18 protein-coding genes are annotated in these 18,181 nt (G+C 59.4%); 8 read left to right on the plus strand and 10 right to left on the minus strand.

All coding sequences use genetic code 11. The features are described 5' to 3' along the window. Window positions 1–43: 43 nt before the first annotated feature. Together cgtA and proB are read left to right on the plus strand one after the other, a co-directional pair. A complete protein-coding gene (cgtA, locus tag IB213_RS05495; protein ID WP_192405676.1) occupies window positions 44–1,117 on the plus strand; it encodes an Obg family GTPase CgtA in 1,074 nt (357 codons plus the stop codon). A gap of 78 nt (window positions 1,118–1,195) precedes the next feature. Then, window positions 1,196–2,332 (plus strand): glutamate 5-kinase, encoded by a 1,137-nt coding sequence (gene proB / locus IB213_RS05500; RefSeq protein ID WP_192405677.1) that lies wholly within the window; start codon window positions 1,196–1,198, stop codon window positions 2,330–2,332. Between the two features lie 70 nt (window positions 2,333–2,402). Here proB and IB213_RS05505 read toward each other — a convergent pair whose 3' ends face one another. Next, a complete protein-coding gene (locus IB213_RS05505; RefSeq protein WP_191724131.1) occupies window positions 2,403–3,065 on the minus strand; it encodes an RNA pyrophosphohydrolase in 663 nt (220 codons plus the stop codon). Between the two features lie 92 nt (window positions 3,066–3,157). Between IB213_RS05505 and IB213_RS05510 the strand changes: the two genes are divergently transcribed. Further along, window positions 3,158–4,903 (plus strand): proline--tRNA ligase, encoded by a 1,746-nt coding sequence (locus IB213_RS05510; RefSeq protein ID WP_192405678.1) that lies wholly within the window; start codon window positions 3,158–3,160, stop codon window positions 4,901–4,903. A 133-nt stretch (window positions 4,904–5,036) separates the two neighbouring features. Next, window positions 5,037–5,663, plus strand: coding sequence for a lytic transglycosylase domain-containing protein (locus IB213_RS05515; protein WP_225214229.1), 627 nt, complete (start codon window positions 5,037–5,039; stop codon window positions 5,661–5,663). Window positions 5,664–5,777: 114 nt separating this feature from the next. Here the strand turns inward: IB213_RS05515 and IB213_RS05520 are convergent, their stop codons facing one another. The 5 genes from IB213_RS05520 to hemA all read right to left on the minus strand — a co-directional run bounded on the left by IB213_RS05520 (window position 5,778) and on the right by hemA (window position 11,313). After that, window positions 5,778–7,229, minus strand: coding sequence for a hemolysin family protein (locus IB213_RS05520; RefSeq protein WP_191724128.1), 1,452 nt, complete (start codon window positions 7,227–7,229; stop codon window positions 5,778–5,780). Window positions 7,230–7,544: 315 nt separating this feature from the next. Then, on the minus strand, window positions 7,545–7,868 hold the full coding sequence (grxD, locus tag IB213_RS05525; protein WP_191724127.1) for a Grx4 family monothiol glutaredoxin: 324 nt from the start codon (window positions 7,866–7,868) through the stop codon (window positions 7,545–7,547). Window positions 7,869–7,921: 53 nt separating this feature from the next. Then, window positions 7,922–8,782, minus strand: a complete 861-nt coding sequence (gene prmC, locus IB213_RS05530) for a peptide chain release factor N(5)-glutamine methyltransferase (protein ID WP_192405679.1) — start codon at window positions 8,780–8,782, stop codon at window positions 7,922–7,924. Between the two features lie 45 nt (window positions 8,783–8,827). Then, window positions 8,828–9,910 carry a peptide chain release factor 1 gene (gene prfA, locus IB213_RS05535; RefSeq protein WP_191724125.1) on the minus strand — a complete coding sequence of 361 codons (1,083 nt, stop codon included), beginning with the start codon at window positions 9,908–9,910 and terminating at the stop codon, window positions 8,828–8,830. A 104-nt stretch (window positions 9,911–10,014) separates the two neighbouring features. Beyond that, on the minus strand, window positions 10,015–11,313 hold the full coding sequence (gene hemA, locus IB213_RS05540) for a glutamyl-tRNA reductase (RefSeq protein WP_191724124.1): 1,299 nt from the start codon (window positions 11,311–11,313) through the stop codon (window positions 10,015–10,017). Window positions 11,314–11,385: 72 nt separating this feature from the next. On the opposite strand from hemA, the gene IB213_RS05545 reads away from it, so the two are divergent. Next, complete coding sequence (locus tag IB213_RS05545; RefSeq protein ID WP_191724123.1) at window positions 11,386–11,664, plus strand: hypothetical protein; 279 nt, start codon at window positions 11,386–11,388, stop codon at window positions 11,662–11,664. An 87-nt stretch (window positions 11,665–11,751) separates the two neighbouring features. Here IB213_RS05545 and IB213_RS05550 read toward each other — a convergent pair whose 3' ends face one another. Further along, on the minus strand, window positions 11,752–12,657 hold the full coding sequence (locus tag IB213_RS05550) for a LysR substrate-binding domain-containing protein (RefSeq protein ID WP_191724122.1): 906 nt from the start codon (window positions 12,655–12,657) through the stop codon (window positions 11,752–11,754). Window positions 12,658–12,779: 122 nt separating this feature from the next. Between IB213_RS05550 and IB213_RS05555 the strand changes: the two genes are divergently transcribed. The 3 genes from IB213_RS05555 (at window position 12,780) to IB213_RS05565 (ending at window position 15,822) form a co-directional block, all read left to right on the plus strand. Next, complete coding sequence (locus IB213_RS05555) at window positions 12,780–13,763, plus strand: tripartite tricarboxylate transporter substrate binding protein BugE (RefSeq protein WP_192405680.1); 984 nt, start codon at window positions 12,780–12,782, stop codon at window positions 13,761–13,763. Further along, complete coding sequence (locus IB213_RS05560) at window positions 13,763–14,665, plus strand: N-formylglutamate amidohydrolase (RefSeq protein WP_192405681.1); 903 nt, start codon at window positions 13,763–13,765, stop codon at window positions 14,663–14,665. Before IB213_RS05555 ends, IB213_RS05560 begins: the two co-directional genes overlap by 1 nt. A 185-nt stretch (window positions 14,666–14,850) precedes the next feature. Next, window positions 14,851–15,822 (plus strand): tripartite tricarboxylate transporter substrate binding protein, encoded by a 972-nt coding sequence (locus IB213_RS05565; protein WP_192405682.1) that lies wholly within the window; start codon window positions 14,851–14,853, stop codon window positions 15,820–15,822. Window positions 15,823–15,978: 156 nt separating this feature from the next. On the opposite strand, the gene ugpQ is transcribed toward IB213_RS05565, so the two are convergent. The 3 genes from ugpQ to IB213_RS05580 are packed head-to-tail and all read right to left on the minus strand — an operon-like array spanning window position 15,979 to window position 18,157. After that, a complete protein-coding gene (gene ugpQ, locus IB213_RS05570; RefSeq protein ID WP_192405683.1) occupies window positions 15,979–16,752 on the minus strand; it encodes a glycerophosphodiester phosphodiesterase in 774 nt (257 codons plus the stop codon). After that, window positions 16,749–17,096: a VOC family protein gene (locus tag IB213_RS05575; protein WP_192405684.1), complete on the minus strand. Its 348-nt coding sequence runs from the start codon at window positions 17,094–17,096 to the stop codon at window positions 16,749–16,751. Before IB213_RS05575 ends, ugpQ begins: the two co-directional genes overlap by 4 nt. 53 nt (window positions 17,097–17,149) lie before the next feature. Then, on the minus strand, window positions 17,150–18,157 hold the full coding sequence (locus IB213_RS05580) for a sn-glycerol-3-phosphate import ATP-binding protein UgpC (protein WP_191724116.1): 1,008 nt from the start codon (window positions 18,155–18,157) through the stop codon (window positions 17,150–17,152). Between the last annotated feature and the right edge of the window lie 24 nt (window positions 18,158–18,181).

The following is an 18,181-nucleotide window of genomic DNA, read 5'->3' on the forward strand; positions in this document are numbered from 1 at the left end:
GGCACCAGTGGTGCTGGTCTACTAATGAATTACGGGATGCCTCATGAAGTTCGTCGATGAAGCCTATATTGAAATTGCTGCCGGTGATGGCGGCAATGGTGCTGCTACGTTCCGGCACGAAAAATACAAGGAATTCGGCGGACCCGATGGTGGCGATGGTGGCCGCGGCGGCCACGTCTATGCCGTGGCAGATGTGAATCTGAATACGTTGATTGATTACCGCTACTCGCGCCGCCATGAGGCTGAGCGCGGCGAAAACGGGATGGGCAATGACATGTTCGGTGCTGCGGGCAAAGACATTACCTTGCGTTTGCCAGTCGGCACGATTTTGTCGGACCAGGAAACCGGCGAAGTGTTGTTTGAGCTGCTCACGCCTGGCGAAAAAATTGTTCTGGCCAAGGGCGGAGACGGTGGCTTTGGAAACTTGCGCTTCAAGAGCGCCGTGAACCGTGCGCCTCGCCAAAAAACACCCGGTCGTCTGGGCGAGCGCTTTGCGCTGAAGCTGGAGCTGAAGGTGCTGGCCGATGTGGGTTTGCTGGGCATGCCCAATGCGGGCAAGTCCACCTTTATCTCGGCGGTGTCCAATGCGCGGCCAAAGATTGCGGACTATCCCTTCACGACCTTGCACCCCAATCTGGGTGTGGTGCGTGTGGCGGCTGAGCAAAGCTTTGTGATTGCCGACATTCCAGGCTTGATTGAAGGCGCCTCGGATGGTGCAGGCTTGGGCCACCAGTTCTTGCGCCATCTGCAGCGCACACGCTTGCTGCTGCATATCGTTGACATGGCTCCCTTTGACGATGGCGTCGACCCTGTGGAGCAGGCCAAGGCCATCGTGCAAGAGCTGAAGAAGTATGACGACGAGCTCTATAACAAACCGCGTTGGCTGGTGCTCAACAAGATGGACATGGTGCCCGAGCAAGAGCGTGCAGCCAAGGTCAAGGATTTCGTCAAACGCTTCAAGTGGAAGGGGCCGGTCTATGAAATCTCGGCCCTGGCGCGCGAAGGCACCGACAGGCTGATCAAAGACATCTACAAGCACGTCCAAGTGGTACAAAAGACAGAACAGCCTCAGGAAGCGGAGTACGATCCACGTTTTGCTGGCAACGCGCCGGACTAAAACGCAGTTCTGCTGCTTCTTGATTCATAGCTGCTAGCGCTTTGCAGTAAGCGCTAGAGGCCAAAAAAGCTCTCAATCATGTCTTCCCGTGTTTTGCAAGATGCGCGCCGCATCGTCGTCAAGGTCGGCTCCAGTTTGGTGACCAATGAGGGGCGTGGCCTCGATGAAGGGGCCATTGAAGAATGGTCGCGCCAGTTGGCTGCCCTCGTGCATGGTGATGATGGCATCCGCCGTGAAGTGATCATGGTCTCCAGCGGTGCTGTCGCTGAGGGCATGAAGCGGCTGGGCTGGGCAACGCGCCCCAAGGAAATCCATGAATTGCAAGCCGCTGCAGCGGTTGGCCAAATGGGCTTGGTTCAGATGTATGAAACCAAGCTGCGTACCTACAACGTTGGCAGTGCCCAGGTGCTGCTGACGCATGCTGACCTGGCGGACCGGGAGCGCTATCTCAATGCGCGTTCGACGCTGCTGACCTTGCTGCAATTGGGTGTAGTGCCGGTGATCAATGAAAACGACACCGTGGTCAACGATGAAATCAAGTTTGGCGACAACGATACCTTGGGCGCACTGGTTGCGAACTTGGTGGACGCCGATGCATTGATCATCCTGACCGATCAGAAGGGGCTCTACACGGCTGATCCGCGCAGCAATCCGCACGCGCAGTTTGTGCACGAAGCGCAAGCGGGCGATGTGGCGCTGGAAGCCATGGCAGGTGGTGCGGGATCCAGCATCGGCAAGGGAGGCATGCTGACCAAAATTTTGGCGGCCAAGCGTGCCGCTGGCTCTGGCGCATCGACCGTGATTGCATGGGGCCGTGAGCACGCTGTGCTGTTGCGTCTGACGCGGGGTGAATCGATTGGCACCTTGCTGGTTGCACCTACGCACAAGAACCAGGCGCGCAAGCAATGGATGATGGATCACCTGCAGTTGCATGGTGCAGTCACCATCGATGCGGGGGCGGCGCTCAAAGTGCGCGATGAGGGCAAGAGCCTCTTGCCGGTGGGCATGGTGGCGGTGGAAGGCGATTTCTCGCGTGGGGACGTGATCGCAGTACGTGATGCCCAGGGCGTAGAGATTGCGCGTGGCCTGGCTAACTACTCCAGCTCGGAAGCGCGATTGCTGTGCAGGCACGCATCGTCTGAAGTGGAGCAATTGCTGGGTTATCGAGGGGAGCCCGAGATGGTGCACCGCGACAACATGGTGGTGCTGCACTAGCAGGCGCGCAAAGACCCAATAGATAGAAAAATCCCGCTGCAGCTATAACGCGAGCGGGATTTTTATTTATTCAGCGATTGTTGTTATCACCTTGCGGATCTGGATCAAAGCTGGCGCCGGGAGGCAGTTCCATGCCGGGGTTTTGAATCAGTCCGTGGCTGCGCAGCATGGGGGCTGGGCGCTGGATCATGCTGGATTGCTCCGGCTGCCCGTCGCGTGGTCGCATGCCGCTGCGCAGATAGCGGTTGCGCTGTAGTTCTGAGCGCGGAATGTAGCGGGCCAACTCCGTCAGCGCCATTTCATAGACACCGCGCTTGAACTCCACCACGACATCCAGTGGGACCCAGTAGTCGTTCCATCGCCAGGCATCAAACTCAGGATGGTCGGTGGCACGCAGGTTCAAATCCCAGTCTTGGCCGAGGAGTTGAAGCAAAAACCAGATTTGCTTCTGGCCTTTGTAATGACCTCGCGCATCGCGACGTATGTAACGATCCGGCACCTCGTAGCGCAACCAGTCCCTTGTTCTTGCAACCACGCGTACGTGGTCGGGCATAAGACCCACCTCTTCATGCAGCTCCCGGAACATGGCCTGTTCGGGTGTTTCTCCCCGATCAATGCCGCCTTGCGGGAATTGCCAGCTGTGGGTACGAATTCTTTTGCCCCAGAACACCTGGTTTTTCTGGTTGAGCAGGATGATGCCGACGTTCGGGCGAAATCCGTCCCGGTCAAGCATAATCGAACCCCAATTTTCTATATTGCGTTCATTATGCACGGCAGTCCGGGCCCAGCCAAACTGCCGCGGCTTTATCCCACGCTCTCCCGCTCATGAAAGCTTCCCAATTTCTCATCTCCACCCTCAAAGAAGCTCCTGCCGATGCTGAAGTGGTCAGCCACAAGCTCATGACACGGGCTGGCATGATCAAAAAGCTGGGGGCTGGCATTTACAACTACATGCCCATGGGTCTGCGTGTGATCCGCAAGGTCGAAGCGATCGTGCGTGAAGAAATGAACCGCGCAGGCGGCATTGAAGTGACCATGCCTGTGGTGCAGCCCGCTGAGCTGTGGGAAGAAACTGGCCGTTTTGAAAAAATGGGCCCCGAGTTGCTGCGCATCAAGGATCGCCATGGCCGCGACTTCATCGTGCAGCCCACTTCTGAGGAAGTGGTAACGGATATCGCGCGCCAGGAGTTCAAGAGCTACAAGCAGTTGCCCAAGAACCTCTATCAGATTCAGACCAAATTCCGCGACGAACGCCGTCCGCGCTTTGGCCTGATGCGCGGTCGCGAGTTCATCATGAAGGATGCCTACTCCTTCGACAAAGACCGCGACACGGCCCAGATCAGCTACCAGACCATGCGCGAAGCCTACAAGCGCATTTTTGACCGATTCGGCCTGCAGTACCGCGCTGTGCGCGCGGACTCCGGTGCCATCGGTGGTGACCTGAGCGAAGAGTTTCAGGTGATCGCTTCCACGGGTGAAGACGCCATTGTTTACTGCCCCCACAGCGATTACGCGGCCAATATTGAAAAGGCCGAGTGCCTGGCACCCGCCGGCCCTCGTCCTGCGGCAGGCAAGGCGATGGAAAAGGTGGCAACACCGGGCAATAGCACCTGCGAAGCGGTGGCTGCGCAGCTGGGTCTGTCCTTGAGCCAGACGGTGAAGTCTTTGGTGCTGGCTACGGACGAGACCAATGAGCACGGTGAAGTCGTCAAAAGCCAGGTCTGGCTGCTGCTGCTGCGCGGTGACCATGACATGAATGAAATCAAGGCGGCGAAGGTCGCTGGACTGGCCAATTTCCGCTTTGCGACCGTGGGTGAAATTGAAGCGCACTTTGGTTGCCAGCCCGGTTACCTGGGGCCCATCAATCTCAAGCAGCCCGTCAAGCTGGTGGTGGACCGCGAAGTGGCCGTGATGGCTGACTGGGTGTGCGGTGCCAATGAGGTGGATTTCCACATCACCGGCGTGAACTTTGGCCGTGATCTGCCTGAGCCCGACTTGATTGCTGACTTGCGCAATGTGGTGGCGGGTGACCTGTCGCCGGACGGCGCGGGCGAGCTGGCCATTGAGCGTGGCATTGAGATTGGCCACGTGTTCTATCTGGGCACCAAGTATTCGCAAGCCATGAACGCCACCTTCCTGGGTGACAACGGCAAGCCGCAGCACTTTGAAATGGGCTGCTACGGCATTGGCGTTACGCGCCTGCCAGCTGCCGCCGTGGAGCAAAACCACGACGAGCGCGGCATGATCTGGCCCGATGCGATTGCGCCGTTCACCGTTGTGATCTGCCCCATTGGCATGGGCCGCAGCGAGGCGGTCAAGGAAGAAGCCTTCAAGCTGTATGAAGCCTTGCTGGCGCTGGGCGTGGACGTGATCCTGGACGACCGCGATGAGCGCCCCGGCGCCATGCTGGCCGACTGGGAGTTGATTGGCGTGCCGCACCGCGTGGTGCTGGGTGATCGCGGGCTCAAGGAGGGCGTGGTGGAATACCAGGCCCGCCGTGACACGGAGGCCACCAAGATTGCGCCCGCCGATGTGCTTGCACACCTCAAGGGCAAGCTGGGCTTGCACTAAATCTTGCGTCAGGTGCAAAAAGGCAGCGGCGGCTGCCTTTTTGCTTGTTGAAAGTGGTTCGCGTGGTCCACACTGCTAACTTGGCACTAGACCAATTTGATGGATGAGAGGGATGAGGGCTCTGACTGCAGATATGACACGTCGTTGCTGGCTGGGCTTTGGCTTGGCCAGCATGGCTGTGGGCGCAGCCCCTGCGTATGCGGGGGCACAGCTGGAAGAGCCTCTGGCCGATGCGGTGCGCAGTGCGTTGAGTGCAGCCGTCAGTGATTTGGCTCCGCCAGAGCCGTTGTTTGCCTCGACCGATGCACGGATGGAATACCTGCGCTGGCTGACCAGCATGAGTGACAGGCTGCACCGCCGCATGCCCGACTGGGAGGTCCGGCGCGATTTTCTGCAAACCGTCTGGTATGAGGCCAAGCGCTCGGGGCTGGAAGTGTCTCTGGTGCTGGGGCTGATTCAGGTGGAGAGCGGGTTTCGCAAATTCGCTGTTTCAGTGGCTGGTGCACGCGGCTATATGCAGATCATGCCGTTTTGGACACGGGTGATTGGCGATGGAGATGCGGGCAAGCTGTTTCACATGCAGACCAATGTGCGTTTTGGCTGTGTGATCTTGCGCCACTATCTGGAGCGTGAACGCGGTGATTTGTTCATGGCACTGGGGCGCTACAACGGCAGCCGGGGCAAAGACAAATACCCCAATCTGGTGCTGGGCGCCCAGCGCCAATGGCTGTTTGATGCCAATGCGCCACGCAAAGCCTGAGGCTAAAGATTAATGAAAAGATAGCTGTCAGCGCTTTATTTAAAAAGGTTTCAGATAGTTTTATATCTGAAACCTTTGTTTTATAAGCGCTGGTAGCTATTGTTTATTAATTTCTTAAGGGACGCTAGGTGCTGGAGGCTCGGGCGGTGCGGAGCTGGTGGTGGCCTCTTCATCGTCAACAGTGACTGCTGCGGCAATGGCCGCAATGGCGGCAACCGGCATGGTGGGAATGGGCTGGGTGGCCACGGCGCCGTTGCTATCGCCCACCACGGGTGCGTCGGGGTCCAGCTTCAGTACCAGCACCTGATCAATGCGGTAGCTGTCCACGTCCATCACTTCGAACTTGTAGCCTCCCCAGTTCACGCTGTCGGTACGCCGGGGAATGCGGCGCAGCATGACCATCAGGAAGCCCGCAAGGGTTTCGTATTCTTCGTCGTGCGGCAGCTCGTCAATGCCCAGTGCGCGCTGTACGTCATCGATCGGGGTCGCACCGTCGATGAGCCATGAATGTTCATCGCGGCGCATGATTTGCTCTTCATCGTCGGGCGATACCAGGTCGCCCATCACGGTGCTCATCACATCGTTGAGCGTGACCACGCCGACCATCAGGCTGTATTCGTTGAGGATGGCTGCAAAGTCTTCATGCACTTGCTGAAACTGGTCCAGCACCTCGGCCAGCGTGAGCTTGTCGGGCACGATGAGGATTTTGCGGATCAGACTGTCATCTTTGAGCGAAATGGGCTGGTTGTTCAGCACACGCTGAAACAGGTCCTTGGCATCCACATAGCCAACGATGTGATCAATATCACCATCGCACACAGGGTAGGTGGAAAAGGGCTCTTCAGCGATCCGGGCCCGGATGACATGGTCAGGATCGTCGCGCAGAAAGTAGGCAATGCGGTCGCGCGGCGTCATGGCCGAAGACACGGTGCGTGAATCGAGCTCAAAAATGTTGGCAATGGCTTGCTGCTCACGGCGGGCCAGTACGCCGGCGCGCGCGCCGGCTTCGGTCATGGCCAGGATGTCGTCAGAGGTGATCCTCTCGTCGCGCTTGTCGGGCAGACCCAGTATCTTGAACAGCGCGTCGGTCGTGCGTGCGTAAAACCAGACGATAGGGCGAAAAACGGTCATGCACAGCTGCATGGGGCCCAGCACGCGCACGGCCCAGTATTCAGGCTTGACCATGCTCAGGCGGCGTGGCAGCAGGTCGGAAAATAAAATGAACAGCGAAGTGATGATCAGGAACGAGCACACCGATGCCAGTGACTGGGCCGTGCTTTCAGGCAGCCACAAGATCAGCAGGCTGGTCAGGGTGCTGCTCAGGGCTCCTTCACCAACGATACCGCCCAAAATGGCAATGCCGTTTTGCCCAACTTGCACCACGGTGAAGTAGTCACCGGGTTGCTCCTGCATTTTGAGTACTTTGTCTGCACGCAGGTCGCCTTCGTCGGCATGCTGGCGCAGACGCAGACGGCGTGAAGCGGCCAGAGAAATTTCGGCCACGGCAAAGAAGCCGCTGGCGGCAATCAGGCAGGCAATGATGAACAGGCTTTGTGTCAACGTCATAAGTGAGTGGGGTGGCCGGTGACGGCCGAATGTCACCATTTTGCATGCCTCCTTCGCATGCCGGCATTGTGAGTTGCCTGAATGTTCTTGAACGGTCTGCCAGCGCTGTGCGCCCTTGGTACAAGGCACCGCGTTCTGCGTTCAGCGCTCAGTGGTCATTCAAGAAATAGGGTCAACCCTTCAAAATTTCCAGCCCGCGGCCAAGCGGGCGGAGACAAAAAAACCGCCCATAGGGGGCGGTTTTAGATAAAGCAGGGGCCATGCCAGTAGGACTGGTCATCGGGGTCGGCATGGGTCCCAGGGTGTGCATTGCAATCAGGCTTCGCCGTCAATGACTTGCTTGAGTTCACCGGACTCGTACATCTCCATCATGATGTCCGAGCCACCAATGAATTCACCCTTGATGTACAGCTGGGGAATCGTGGGCCAGTTGCTGTAGTCCTTGATGCCCTGGCGAATTTCCTGGTCTTCCAGTACGTTCACGGTGGCAATCGCCTTGGGGTCAACGCCGCAAGCCTTCAGAATCTGGATGGCACGGCCCGAGAAGCCGCACATGGGAAAGCTGGCGCTGCCCTTCATGAACAGCAGGATGTCGTTGTTTTTGACCAGTTGGTCGATGCGTTGTTGGGTGTCGCTCATGGGGTTCTCCTTGCAGGGGAGCCGGTGTTGTTCACACCTGGCAATGCCTGTGATTATTTCATTGTCTTGCCACAATTGGCGATTGCTGGAATTTGCCCGCCTGTGCAGCGGTCAATTGCCGCTAAATCCTGGCGGCTGTGTACCTGCACAAAGCCCGCATCGCGCAGCAGTTGCTGCACCGCTTCGGCCTGGTCCCAGCCGTGCTCCAGCAGCAGCCAGCCACCGGCCTTCAGGTGGGCAGGGCTTTGCACGATGATGGTGCGAATATCGTCCAGCCCATCGGCACCACTGGTCAGCGCATGGCGCGGTTCGTGGCGCAGGGCGTGCATGTGCTCGTCGTCTTCACGGATGTAGGGCGGGTTGCTGGCGATGACATCAAACACCCCATCTACCGCATGCAGCCACGAAGATTGCACAAACTGCACAGGCAGCTGCAGCTGTCTGGCGTTGGCAGAGGCGACATTCAGCGCGTCCTGGCTGAAATCAACTGCGGTGACTGTGGCATCTTTGCGCTGGCTTTGAATGGCCAGCGCAATGGCTCCACTGCCGGTGCCTAGATCGAGGATGGAGGGTGAAACCGTTTTTTCAACCACATCCAGCACCCATTGCACCAGTGTCTCTGTGTCGGGGCGGGGGTCAAGCACGCGGGCATCGACGTGCAGTGGCAAACCGAAAAATTCTTTGCAGCCCGTCAGATACGCCACAGGCACACCATCCAGTCGCTGTGCGCACAGCGACTGAAACTGCGTTTGCTGCGCGGGCGTGAGTACATCGCTGTCGTGCGTCAGCAGCCAGGCCCGCCCGGCATGGGGCTGGCCCAGTACATGCAGCAGCAGCATCTGCGCGTCAATGCGCTGCATGCCTTGGTGGTGCGCATGGAGCAAGGCTTGCTGCAGGGTGTGCGGTGTATTCACTTGGACTGGTGGTTGACGTTATTGGGGTAAGGGACGCTTTGCCTTCTAGGCATTGACTTCCAGCTCGGCCAGCAATTCGGCTTCACGGGCCTGTTTCAAGGCCTCAATCACATCGCCCAGGTCACCTTCCATGATGCTGAGCAGCTTGTACAGCGTCAGGTTGATGCGGTGGTCGGTCAAACGTCCCTGCGGAAAGTTGTAGGTACGAATGCGGTCAGAGCGGTCGCCCGAGCCAATCAGGCCTTTGCGCAGAGCGGCTTCCTTGGCTTCGCGCTCCTTGCGTTCCTTTTCCTGAATGCGCGCCTGCAGCACCTGCAGGGCCTTGGCCTTGTTGCTGTGCTGGCTGCGGCCATCCTGGCACTCGGCCACGATGCCTGTGGGCAAGTGCACCACGCGCACGGCGGAGTCTGTCTTGTTGATGTGCTGGCCACCTGCGCCGCTGGCGCGGAAGGTGTCGATGCGCAAATCGGCAGGGTTGAGCGTGATGGCGACGGTTTCATCGGGCTCGGGCATCACGGCCACGGTGCAGGCGCTGGTGTGGATGCGGCCCTGCGTTTCGGTGGCTGGTACGCGTTGCACACGGTGACCACCCGATTCAAAGCGCAGCGCGCCGTAGGCGTTCTCGCCTTCAATACGCAGCACTACTTCTTTGTAGCCGCCGATTTCACTTTCGTTGGCGCTCATTACTTCCACCTTCCAGCCCACGTTGCTGGCATAGCGGGTGTACATGCGCGCCAGGTCTGCGGCAAACAGGGCAGATTCGTCACCGCCGGTGCCTGCGCGGATTTCCACATAGGCGGGGCGTTCATCGTCCGGGTCTTTGGGCAACAGCAGGCGCTGCAGCTCGTCTTCGAGCTTGATCAGCTCTTGCTCGCCCACCGTGATTTCTTCCTGCGCCATCTCGGCCATGTCGGGGTCGTCCAGCATTTGGCGGGCGGTGGCAATGTCGGCCTCGCACTGCAGGTAGCGCTGGTAGCGCCCGGCGACAGCGGTTACATCGGCATGCTCGCGCGAGATGGCTCGGTACTTTTGCATGTCGCCCATGATGTCTTCGCGCGACAGCAGGAAGTCCAGCTCTTCAAGGCGCTGGGCATAGCGCTCCAATTGGGTGCGCAGGAATGGTTTCATGGTCAGTCAGAGAAAATGATGTGCTACAAGAAAGGTAGCTAATTGCGCTGGCTCAGTCAGCGCCAAGGGCTGGTCTGGCTGAAAAGCCAGTAACGACAGCAGCGCTAACGCTGGCCGGGCTTGCTGCCGGGGCGCAGGAAAAGTCTGGAGACCGTATCGACGGTGTGGGCACGCTCTTCAGGCGTGCCCTTGTGCAGGGCTGACAAGGTGCCGTGCATCATTTTCTGGGTCAGGCCGCGCGAAAGTGCCTCGAGCACGGCATCCACATCTTCACCCTTGGCGAGCAGTCTTTTGGCACGGCTGATTTCAGCAGCGCGCCATTCGTCGGTCTGGGCATTGAGCTGCTGAATCAAGGGCACTACGCCCCCCTGAGCGCGCTGGTTCAGCCACTGCATGAAGTTCAGCACGCCTGCGTCAATGATGGTTTCAGCCTGCTCTACGGTGGCTTGGCGCTGGGCCTGGGCTGTGCGCACCACGGTGGCCAGATCGTCCACGGTGTACAGGTAGGCGTCGCGCAGGTCTTTGACTTCAGGTTCAATGTCACGCGGCACGGCCAAGTCCACCATGAACATGGGGCGATGCTTGCGTTTTTTCAGTGCACGCTCAATCGCTCCCAGGCCAATGATGGGCAGGCTAGAGGCCGTGCAACTGATGATGGCGTCGTACTCGTGCAGGTGCTCGGGAATCTCGGCCAAAGGCATCACGCTGGCACCAAAGCGTGCCGCCAGCTTTTCGCCGCGCTCCATGGTGCGGTTGGCGATCGTGATGTGGGCAGGGTTCTTGGCTGCAAAGTGCGTGGTGGCCAGCTCGATCATCTCGCCAGCGCCCACAAACAAAATACGAATCTTGGACAGGTCTTCAAACAGCTGGCCGGCCAGACGCACGGCAGCGGCAGCCATGGAAATCGAATGCTCACCAATTTCGGTGGACGAGCGCACTTCCTTGGCAACGGCAAAGCTGCGCTGAAACAGCTGGTTCAGTGTTGAGCCCAGTGCGCCGGCTTCTTCTGCGGCACGCACGGCGTTTTTCATCTGCCCCAGAATCTGGGTTTCTCCCAGCACCATGGAATCCAGACCCGAAGCTACGCGGAACGCATGGCGTGCCACCGAGCCTTCTTCCAGCAGGTAAGAGTGCGAGCGCAGAACATCGGTGCTGACACCGCCCGAATGGGCCAGCCAGCCCAGGGTGTGGTCCAGCGCCGGAGCGCCAGCTGCGCAGTAAATCTCGGTGCGGTTGCAGGTGGAGAGAATGGCAGTTTCCACCTCCGGGTGGCGGGTGGCGCTGCTCAGTGCATCGCGCAGGCCATGCAGCGTGGGAGCGATCTGGTCAATCGCAAACGCGAAACGGCCCCGTAAATCTAACGGTGCCGTGTTGTGATTGATGCCAAGTGCCCAGACTGCCATAGTCGCTGATTATAAAATTGCTGGCCGCTTTGTGTTGTCCTACAGGGCAAAGCCTTGATCTGCGTCATTTCCATGCCCATCCTTGACTTTCTCAATCACCTGCTCAACTTTGCGGCACCTGCTGGTTGTCTGGCAGTGCTGCTGGCGGGAGGCGCGCGTCTGGTTTGGCGAAAAAAATCTCACCTGCTGCCTTGGTATCACATGGCCAGCATCAATTTCTTGCTAGGAATTTTGGTACTGGCTCTGGGCTTGGTGCTCACCGGCCAGGATGGCCGCATGGGTACGTATGCGGTCTTGGTGCTGGGCATGTCCACTTGCCAGTGGCTGATGTCTGGTGGCTGGCGGCACTAAGGCCAGCAGAGGTATTCACAGCCTTGGCCCACCCAGAGCGGGGCGTAGAGCAAAGGCTTGGTAGGCATTTTTTCTGATTTCACCGGGTCAGGTGCTTGCGTAGCGTGCACAGTCCACTTGCGCTTGCTGCAACAGCCAGCGCTGGAAATCTTGCAGTGCATGCGAGGCCGGACGCGATGCCGGCTGGCATAAAAAGTAGCCGCGCTCAATTTGAAAAGGGCGGTGCACGGGGATGGCGACACGGCCTGCTGCCAAATCATCTTCAATCAGGCAGCGCTGCACCACGGCCACGCCCATGCCCGCAATCACCGCCTGCACCAGCATGCCCACCAGTTCAAAGTCTGCCGCGGGTGCCGGGCAGGGGCCTTCGCAGCCCATTTTTTCAAACCATCGCGCCCAGTTGTCGGGGTAGTTGGTATGGGCCAGCAAGGGACGGCGCAGCAAATCCTGTGGGCGGCAGATGCTCAAGGCATCGTGGGGCAGGCAAATGGGCACCAGATCACGCCCCACCAGATAGCTGGCGTGCAGGGTGTCTGGAAAGGGCATGCTGCCAATCCGGATCCACGCGTCGATGTCTGGGGACGTGACGGGATCGTCGCGCCGGTAAGGGGCAAAGGAAAGCACGGTGCCCGGGTGGTGCGCAGTGAAGTCAGGCAGGCGCGGGATGAGCCAGTGGCTGAATAACGTAGGTGGCATGGACAAGCGCACATGCCGCCCCTCGCGTTTGCGGCGCATGGCCTGTGTAGCCGACTCAATGGTGAAAATTGCCGGGCCTACCGCATCCAGATACTGGCGCCCCGCAGTGGTCAGAACGCTGCGCCGGCCCTGGCGCTCAAACACGGCAAAGCCCAGATGTTCTTCCAGCCGGGCAATGGCGCGGCTGATGGCCCCTTGTGTGACCTGCAGCGCATCGGCGGCCTGGGTGTAGCTGCCCAAGCGGGCCGCCTGGGCAAAGGCGTGGAGTTCGGAGATGGAGGGGGACTGCAAGCGCATAGCGGTGCAATTATGAGCATTGGTAATGGCTGCTTGTTTTTTTGTCGCTTTTCTCCGTCTGCTCTCTCGAAAAGAATGCGTGCACATTCCTCATAAACCAAAGATTCCCTAGGAGAAACCCCATGTTCTTGCGCCGTACCTTGCTATCGACCGTTGCTGCCGCTGCTACTTTGGCCTGCGTGGCGCCTGCTGCTGTGGCGGCTGATAACTATCCCAGTCGCCCGATCAAGCTGATCGTGCCCTTTGGCGCAGGAGGCTCCACCGACATCGTGGCCCGGCTGCTGGCTGACAAGATGGGCCCTATCCTGGGTCAGGCCGTGGTGATTGAGAACAAGGGCGGGGCGGGTGGCTCGATCGGTGCGGCAGAAATTGCCCGCTCGGCACCGGACGGCTACACGATTGGCATGGCCACCGTATCGACCCATGGGGCCAACCCGGCCATCATGAGCAAGCTGCCCTATGACGCCAAGAAAGACTTTGCCCCCATCACCAACGTGATGAGCGTGCCCAGCGTGTTTGTGGTGCACCCCAGCGTGCCTGCCAAGACCATGCAGGAATTCATTGCACTGGCCAAGAAAAACCCCGGCAAGTACACCTTTGCCTCGCCAGGCACCGGTTCGTTGGGCCATGCCAATATTGAAAACTTCATGAATCTGGCAGGCGTGGAGCTGCTGCACATTCCTTATAAAGGGGCCGGTCAGGCGCTCAATGATGCGCTGGGCGGTCAGGTCAATGCGATGACGGACAACCTGTCTTCCTCGCTGACGAACATTCAGGCAGGCAAGCTGCGCCCTCTGGCTGTGCTGGCCTTGAAGCGCACAGAGCTGCTGCCCGATGTGCCCACCTATACCGAACTGGGCTACCCCCAGATGGGTGATGGCGGCTGGTTTGGTCTGGTGGCACCTGCAGGCACCCCCAAGCCCATCATTGACAAGCTCAACGCCGCAGCCCACAAAGTGATGCAAGACCCGGCCTACCAGGCCAAGCAAAAAGACATTGCCGGTGAAGGCATGGCCAATACGCCGCAGGCGTTTGCCCAGCAAATTGATGCTGCCATTGCCCGTTACACCGCAGTTGCCAAGCGCGCCAACATCAAGATTGATTAATGCAAGCATTGCCTGATTTCCTGAAGCCCTGCCCGGATGCCCCTGTGCGGGTGCACCCGCCCCAGGGCGTGGTGCTGCCGCTGGTGTGTGACTCACCCCACAGTGGCACAGCCTACCCGGCAGATTTTGGTGTGGCTGTACCCATGGCGCTGCTGCGCCGGGGGGAAGACACGCATGTGCACACGCTGTGGGAGCAATTTCCGCAGTACGGAGCCACGCTGGTAGAGGCCACATTTCCGCGCACCTACATCGATCCCAATCGCGAGGAAGAAGACCTCAATCCTGCGATGCTCGATGGTGTCTGGCCGGCGCCGCTGACCCCCAGCATCAAGACGCAGCAGGGGCTGGGTCTGATCTGGGAAAAAATCAACCAGGCGGGTCAGTCCACGGCCATGTATGACCGCCAGCTCAGCGTGGCTGAGGTGCAGCAGCGCATTGCGCGCTACTGGCGTCCCTACCACGCTGAGCTGGCCAAGGCGATTGAGTGGAGCATGGACCGTTTTGGCGGCGTATGGCACATCAACCTGCACTCCATGCCCAGCGATGTCTACCAGCGGCTGGGCACGCCCGACAAACACTTGGCTGACTTTGTGCTGGGCGACCGCGATGGCACCACCTGCGACCCCGCGTTCATTGGCCTGATTGGCCAGACCTTGCAGGCGCAGGGTTACAGCGTGGCCTACAACGAGCCCTACAAAGGGGTGGCGCTGATTGGCCGCATTGGCCAGCCGGCCTACCAGCGGCACAGTCTGCAAATTGAAATCAACCGCCGCATCTACATGCATGAAGACACGCGCGAGCCCAGTGACAACTTCGCGCAGGTGCAGCGGCACTTGCAGCAAGTGATGGCCCGCGTGGCGGACTATGTGCGCGATGCCATGCGCCATCTGCCCCGCGGCTAGAGCGGCGCCAGAGCGGACATGCAACGGGATGGCACTGGCGGCCATCCCGTTTTTTTATGTGCCTTCGCTACAGGCAGCGCCACTGTCGCCTGCGTGCGCAATGCGTCAGGGCGGCTGCCTAGAATCTGCCAAAACTTCGTGCGGTGAGGGCTGCACGTAAAAATTCCAACAACGAGGAGCATTTCATGAAAACAACCTTGCGTACATGCTTGGCAGCGGCAGCTTGCCTGATGGCAGTGGTGGGCGCGCAAGCGCAAGACTTTCCGAGCAAACCGATTCGCATCGTCATGGGTTTTCCGGCCGGGGGGCCGCTGGACCAGCATGCACGGCTGCTGTCGGACCGTCTGCAAACAGAGCTGGGCCAGCCCATCATCATGGATTACAAGCCGGGTGCGGGTGGCACGCTGGGCGCGCAAGATGTGATGAAGGCCCCAGCGGATGGCCATACGCTGATGATTGCCAACACCGGCGTGATGGTGATCAACCCCGCCATCTACCCCAAACTGCCATACCAGACTCTGCGTGACTTCACGCCCATTGCGCGCACTGCCATGCAGCCTTTGGCGCTGCTGGTGAGCAACAGCATGCCCGCCAAAACCTTGCCTGAGCTGATCAGCTACGCCAAGGCCAATCCCGGCAAGGTGAACTTTGGCTCGGCGGGCAACGGTGGCATCAGCCATCTGGTGCCAGAGATGCTCAAGAGCGCGGCGGGCATTGACATGATGCACATCCCCTACAAGGGCAGCGCGCCCGCTTTCACGGACCTGATTGGCGGGCAGGTGCAGTTCATGGCGGAGAGCATTCCGCAGGCGGCGGCTTACCACAAGCAAAACAAGGTGCGCGCTCTGGCCGTAACCAGCAAAGAGCGCAATCCGGCACTGCCTGAGGTGCCCACAGCCATTGAAAGTGGCCTCAAGGGATTTGAAGTGGTGGGCTTTTACGGTTTTCTGGCTCCGGCAGGTACACCCAAGCCCGTGGTGGATCGCCTGAGCAAAGCGTTCCAGAAAGTGATGGAGAACCCAGAGCTGCGCGAGCGCATGGTCAGCCAGGGCGCAAACCCCGACTTCATGGGGGCAGACACTTTTGCCAAGTTTCTGGCCAGTGAAATGCCCCGCTGGGCCGATGCAGTCAAGCAATCCGGCACCAAGATGGACTGACGCTGCAGTGCTTGCACATGCAAAAAAGGCCTTCCAGTATTGGAAGGCCTTTTTTATTTAAAGGAGCACTCAGCGCTTGTATTTAAAGCTTTTTAGTATGTTTTGTATCTGAAAACAGCTCGTGGTAAGCGCTGATAGCTAGCTTTTTGTTTTTTCTCAGCGTGTGGGGCCTGTTTGTGCGGGGCTGAACAGATCTACGCGGTCGGTGATGATGCCGTCAGTGTTCAGATCGATCAGGCGCTGCGCGGCCCATTCATCATTGACGGTATAGCTGCTGCAGCGCAGGCCTGCACCGTGTACCTTGGCCACCAGCTCGGTGTTCCACAGTGCATGGTTGAGCACCATCGCGCTGCAGCCCAGGCCGGTAGCAATCTTCAAATCAGCGTCGCCGGTGCCGTCGGCAAACTTGTCGACCAGCAGTCCGCGCGGGATGTGGGGGGCCACATCCATGGCACCTTTCAAAGCCTCAGGCTTGAAGGAGGTGAACAGCGGCTGCACGATGTCTTGCGGCCAGATGCGGTTCATCAGCGCACCGCAGGCGCGGCCGGTGGCCTCTTCCTGACCGGGCGTGGGCTTGATTTCCACGTTCAGGAACAGGTGGTTGGCCAGACACCAGCGCGCCAGTGCCTCCAGCGTGGGCAGGGCTTCACCCGCGAAAGCGCGCGAATGCCAACTGCCTGCATCCAGCTGGGCGATGTCGCCCATGGTCAGTGCGCCGCCAGTGCCGCGGCCATTGGTGGTGCGATCCAGCGTGGCGTCATGCAGCAGGAACAGCACGCCGTCCTTGGACAGCTTGGCATCGCACTCAAACATGCGATAGCCGTGCGCTGCGCCCAGGCGGAACGCGCTCATGGTGTTTTCTGGGGCCAGCTTGCCAGCGCCACGGTGGGCCACCCACATAGGGTAGGGCCAGGTTGCCAGGGAGGTCATTGGACAGGTTCTCCAAATTTCAGCAGGTTGCCGTGTGGGTCAGTCACATACAGCTCACGCATGCCCCACTCACGCGCCTGGGGCGGGGGCAGGAGCAAGCCGTTCTGGGTGAATTCAGTGTGCAGGGAGCGGGTGTCTGCGCGCACGTAGCAGGCACTGTTGCGGGGCAGCTCTGGGTTGTTGCAAGGCCAAAAATGCAGCTCACAGCCTTCGCGCGCCACAATCAAATACTCGTCCATGCGCAGCAGCACAGCAAAGCCCAGCCGCTGAACGTAGAACGCTTCACTCTGTGCAAGATTTAAAGAGGGAAGGACAGGAACGGTGGCGTGGATCAGTGCAGGCATGTGCTTGGCACAAGGGCCGATCGCTTGAGACGTCGGCCCTTGGTGGGGTTGGTTTAGATGCGTTTGCCGGTTTCGGCGTTGAACCAGTGCAGTCGGTCATCGCGGGCCGTGATGCGGGTGGTTTCACCGGGCTTGGGATAGGGCTTGCCTTCTTCCACGCGCACAGTGACCATTTCACCACCCACGGTGCCGTACAGCAGGCGCTCGGCACCCAGCAGCTCCACCGTGTCCACCTTGAACTCCCAGCCGCCTTCGCTGACCAGGTCAATGTGCTCAGGGCGGATACCCATGATCAGGCCGGTCTGGCCACCCGGGGCGTTATTGAGCAAGTTCATGGGGGGCGAGCCAATAAAGCTGGCCACAAAGGTCGATGCAGGGGTGTGGTAGACCTCTTCGGGCGTACCGAATTGCTCCACGTTACCGCCGTTCATCACGACCATGCGCTGGGCCAGCGTCATGGCTTCCACCTGATCGTGGGTCACGAACAGGCTGGTAATGCCCAGCTCGGCGTGCAGCTTCTGGATTTCGATGCGGGTCTGGCCGCGCAGCTTGGCATCCAGATTGGACAGCGGCTCGTCAAACAGAAACACCTGAGGCTGGCGCACGATGGCGCGGCCCATGGCAACGCGCTGGCGCTGGCCGCCCGACAGTTGGCGGGGCTTGCGGTCCAGCAGGTGGCCCAGCTCCAAAATCTTGGCAGCCTTGTCCACGCGCTGCTTGATTTCGTCTTCAGGCACCTTGGCGAGCTTCAGACCATAGGCCATGTTCTCGTAGTTGGTCATGTGCGGGTACAGCGCATAGTTCTGGAACACCATGGCGATATTGCGCTTGGAGGGCTCCAGATCATTGACGACTTTGTCGCCAATCATCAGATCACCGCCAGTGATTTCTTCCAGACCGGCAATCATGCGCAGCAAGGTGGACTTGCCACAGCCCGAAGGGCCGACCAGCACGACGAATTCGCCGTCCTTGATTTCGATGTTGACGCCGTGAATGACAGGCACAGCAGTCTTGCCGGTGCCGTAGCGTTTGACGATGTTTTTCAGAGAGATGGATGCCATGGGAGGTATTCCAAGTATTCGTTC

Origin of the sequence: Comamonas sp. CMM02, from assembly GCF_014851485.1 — a bacterium.
Lineage (GTDB): Bacteria > Pseudomonadota > Gammaproteobacteria > Burkholderiales > Burkholderiaceae_C > Comamonas > Comamonas avium.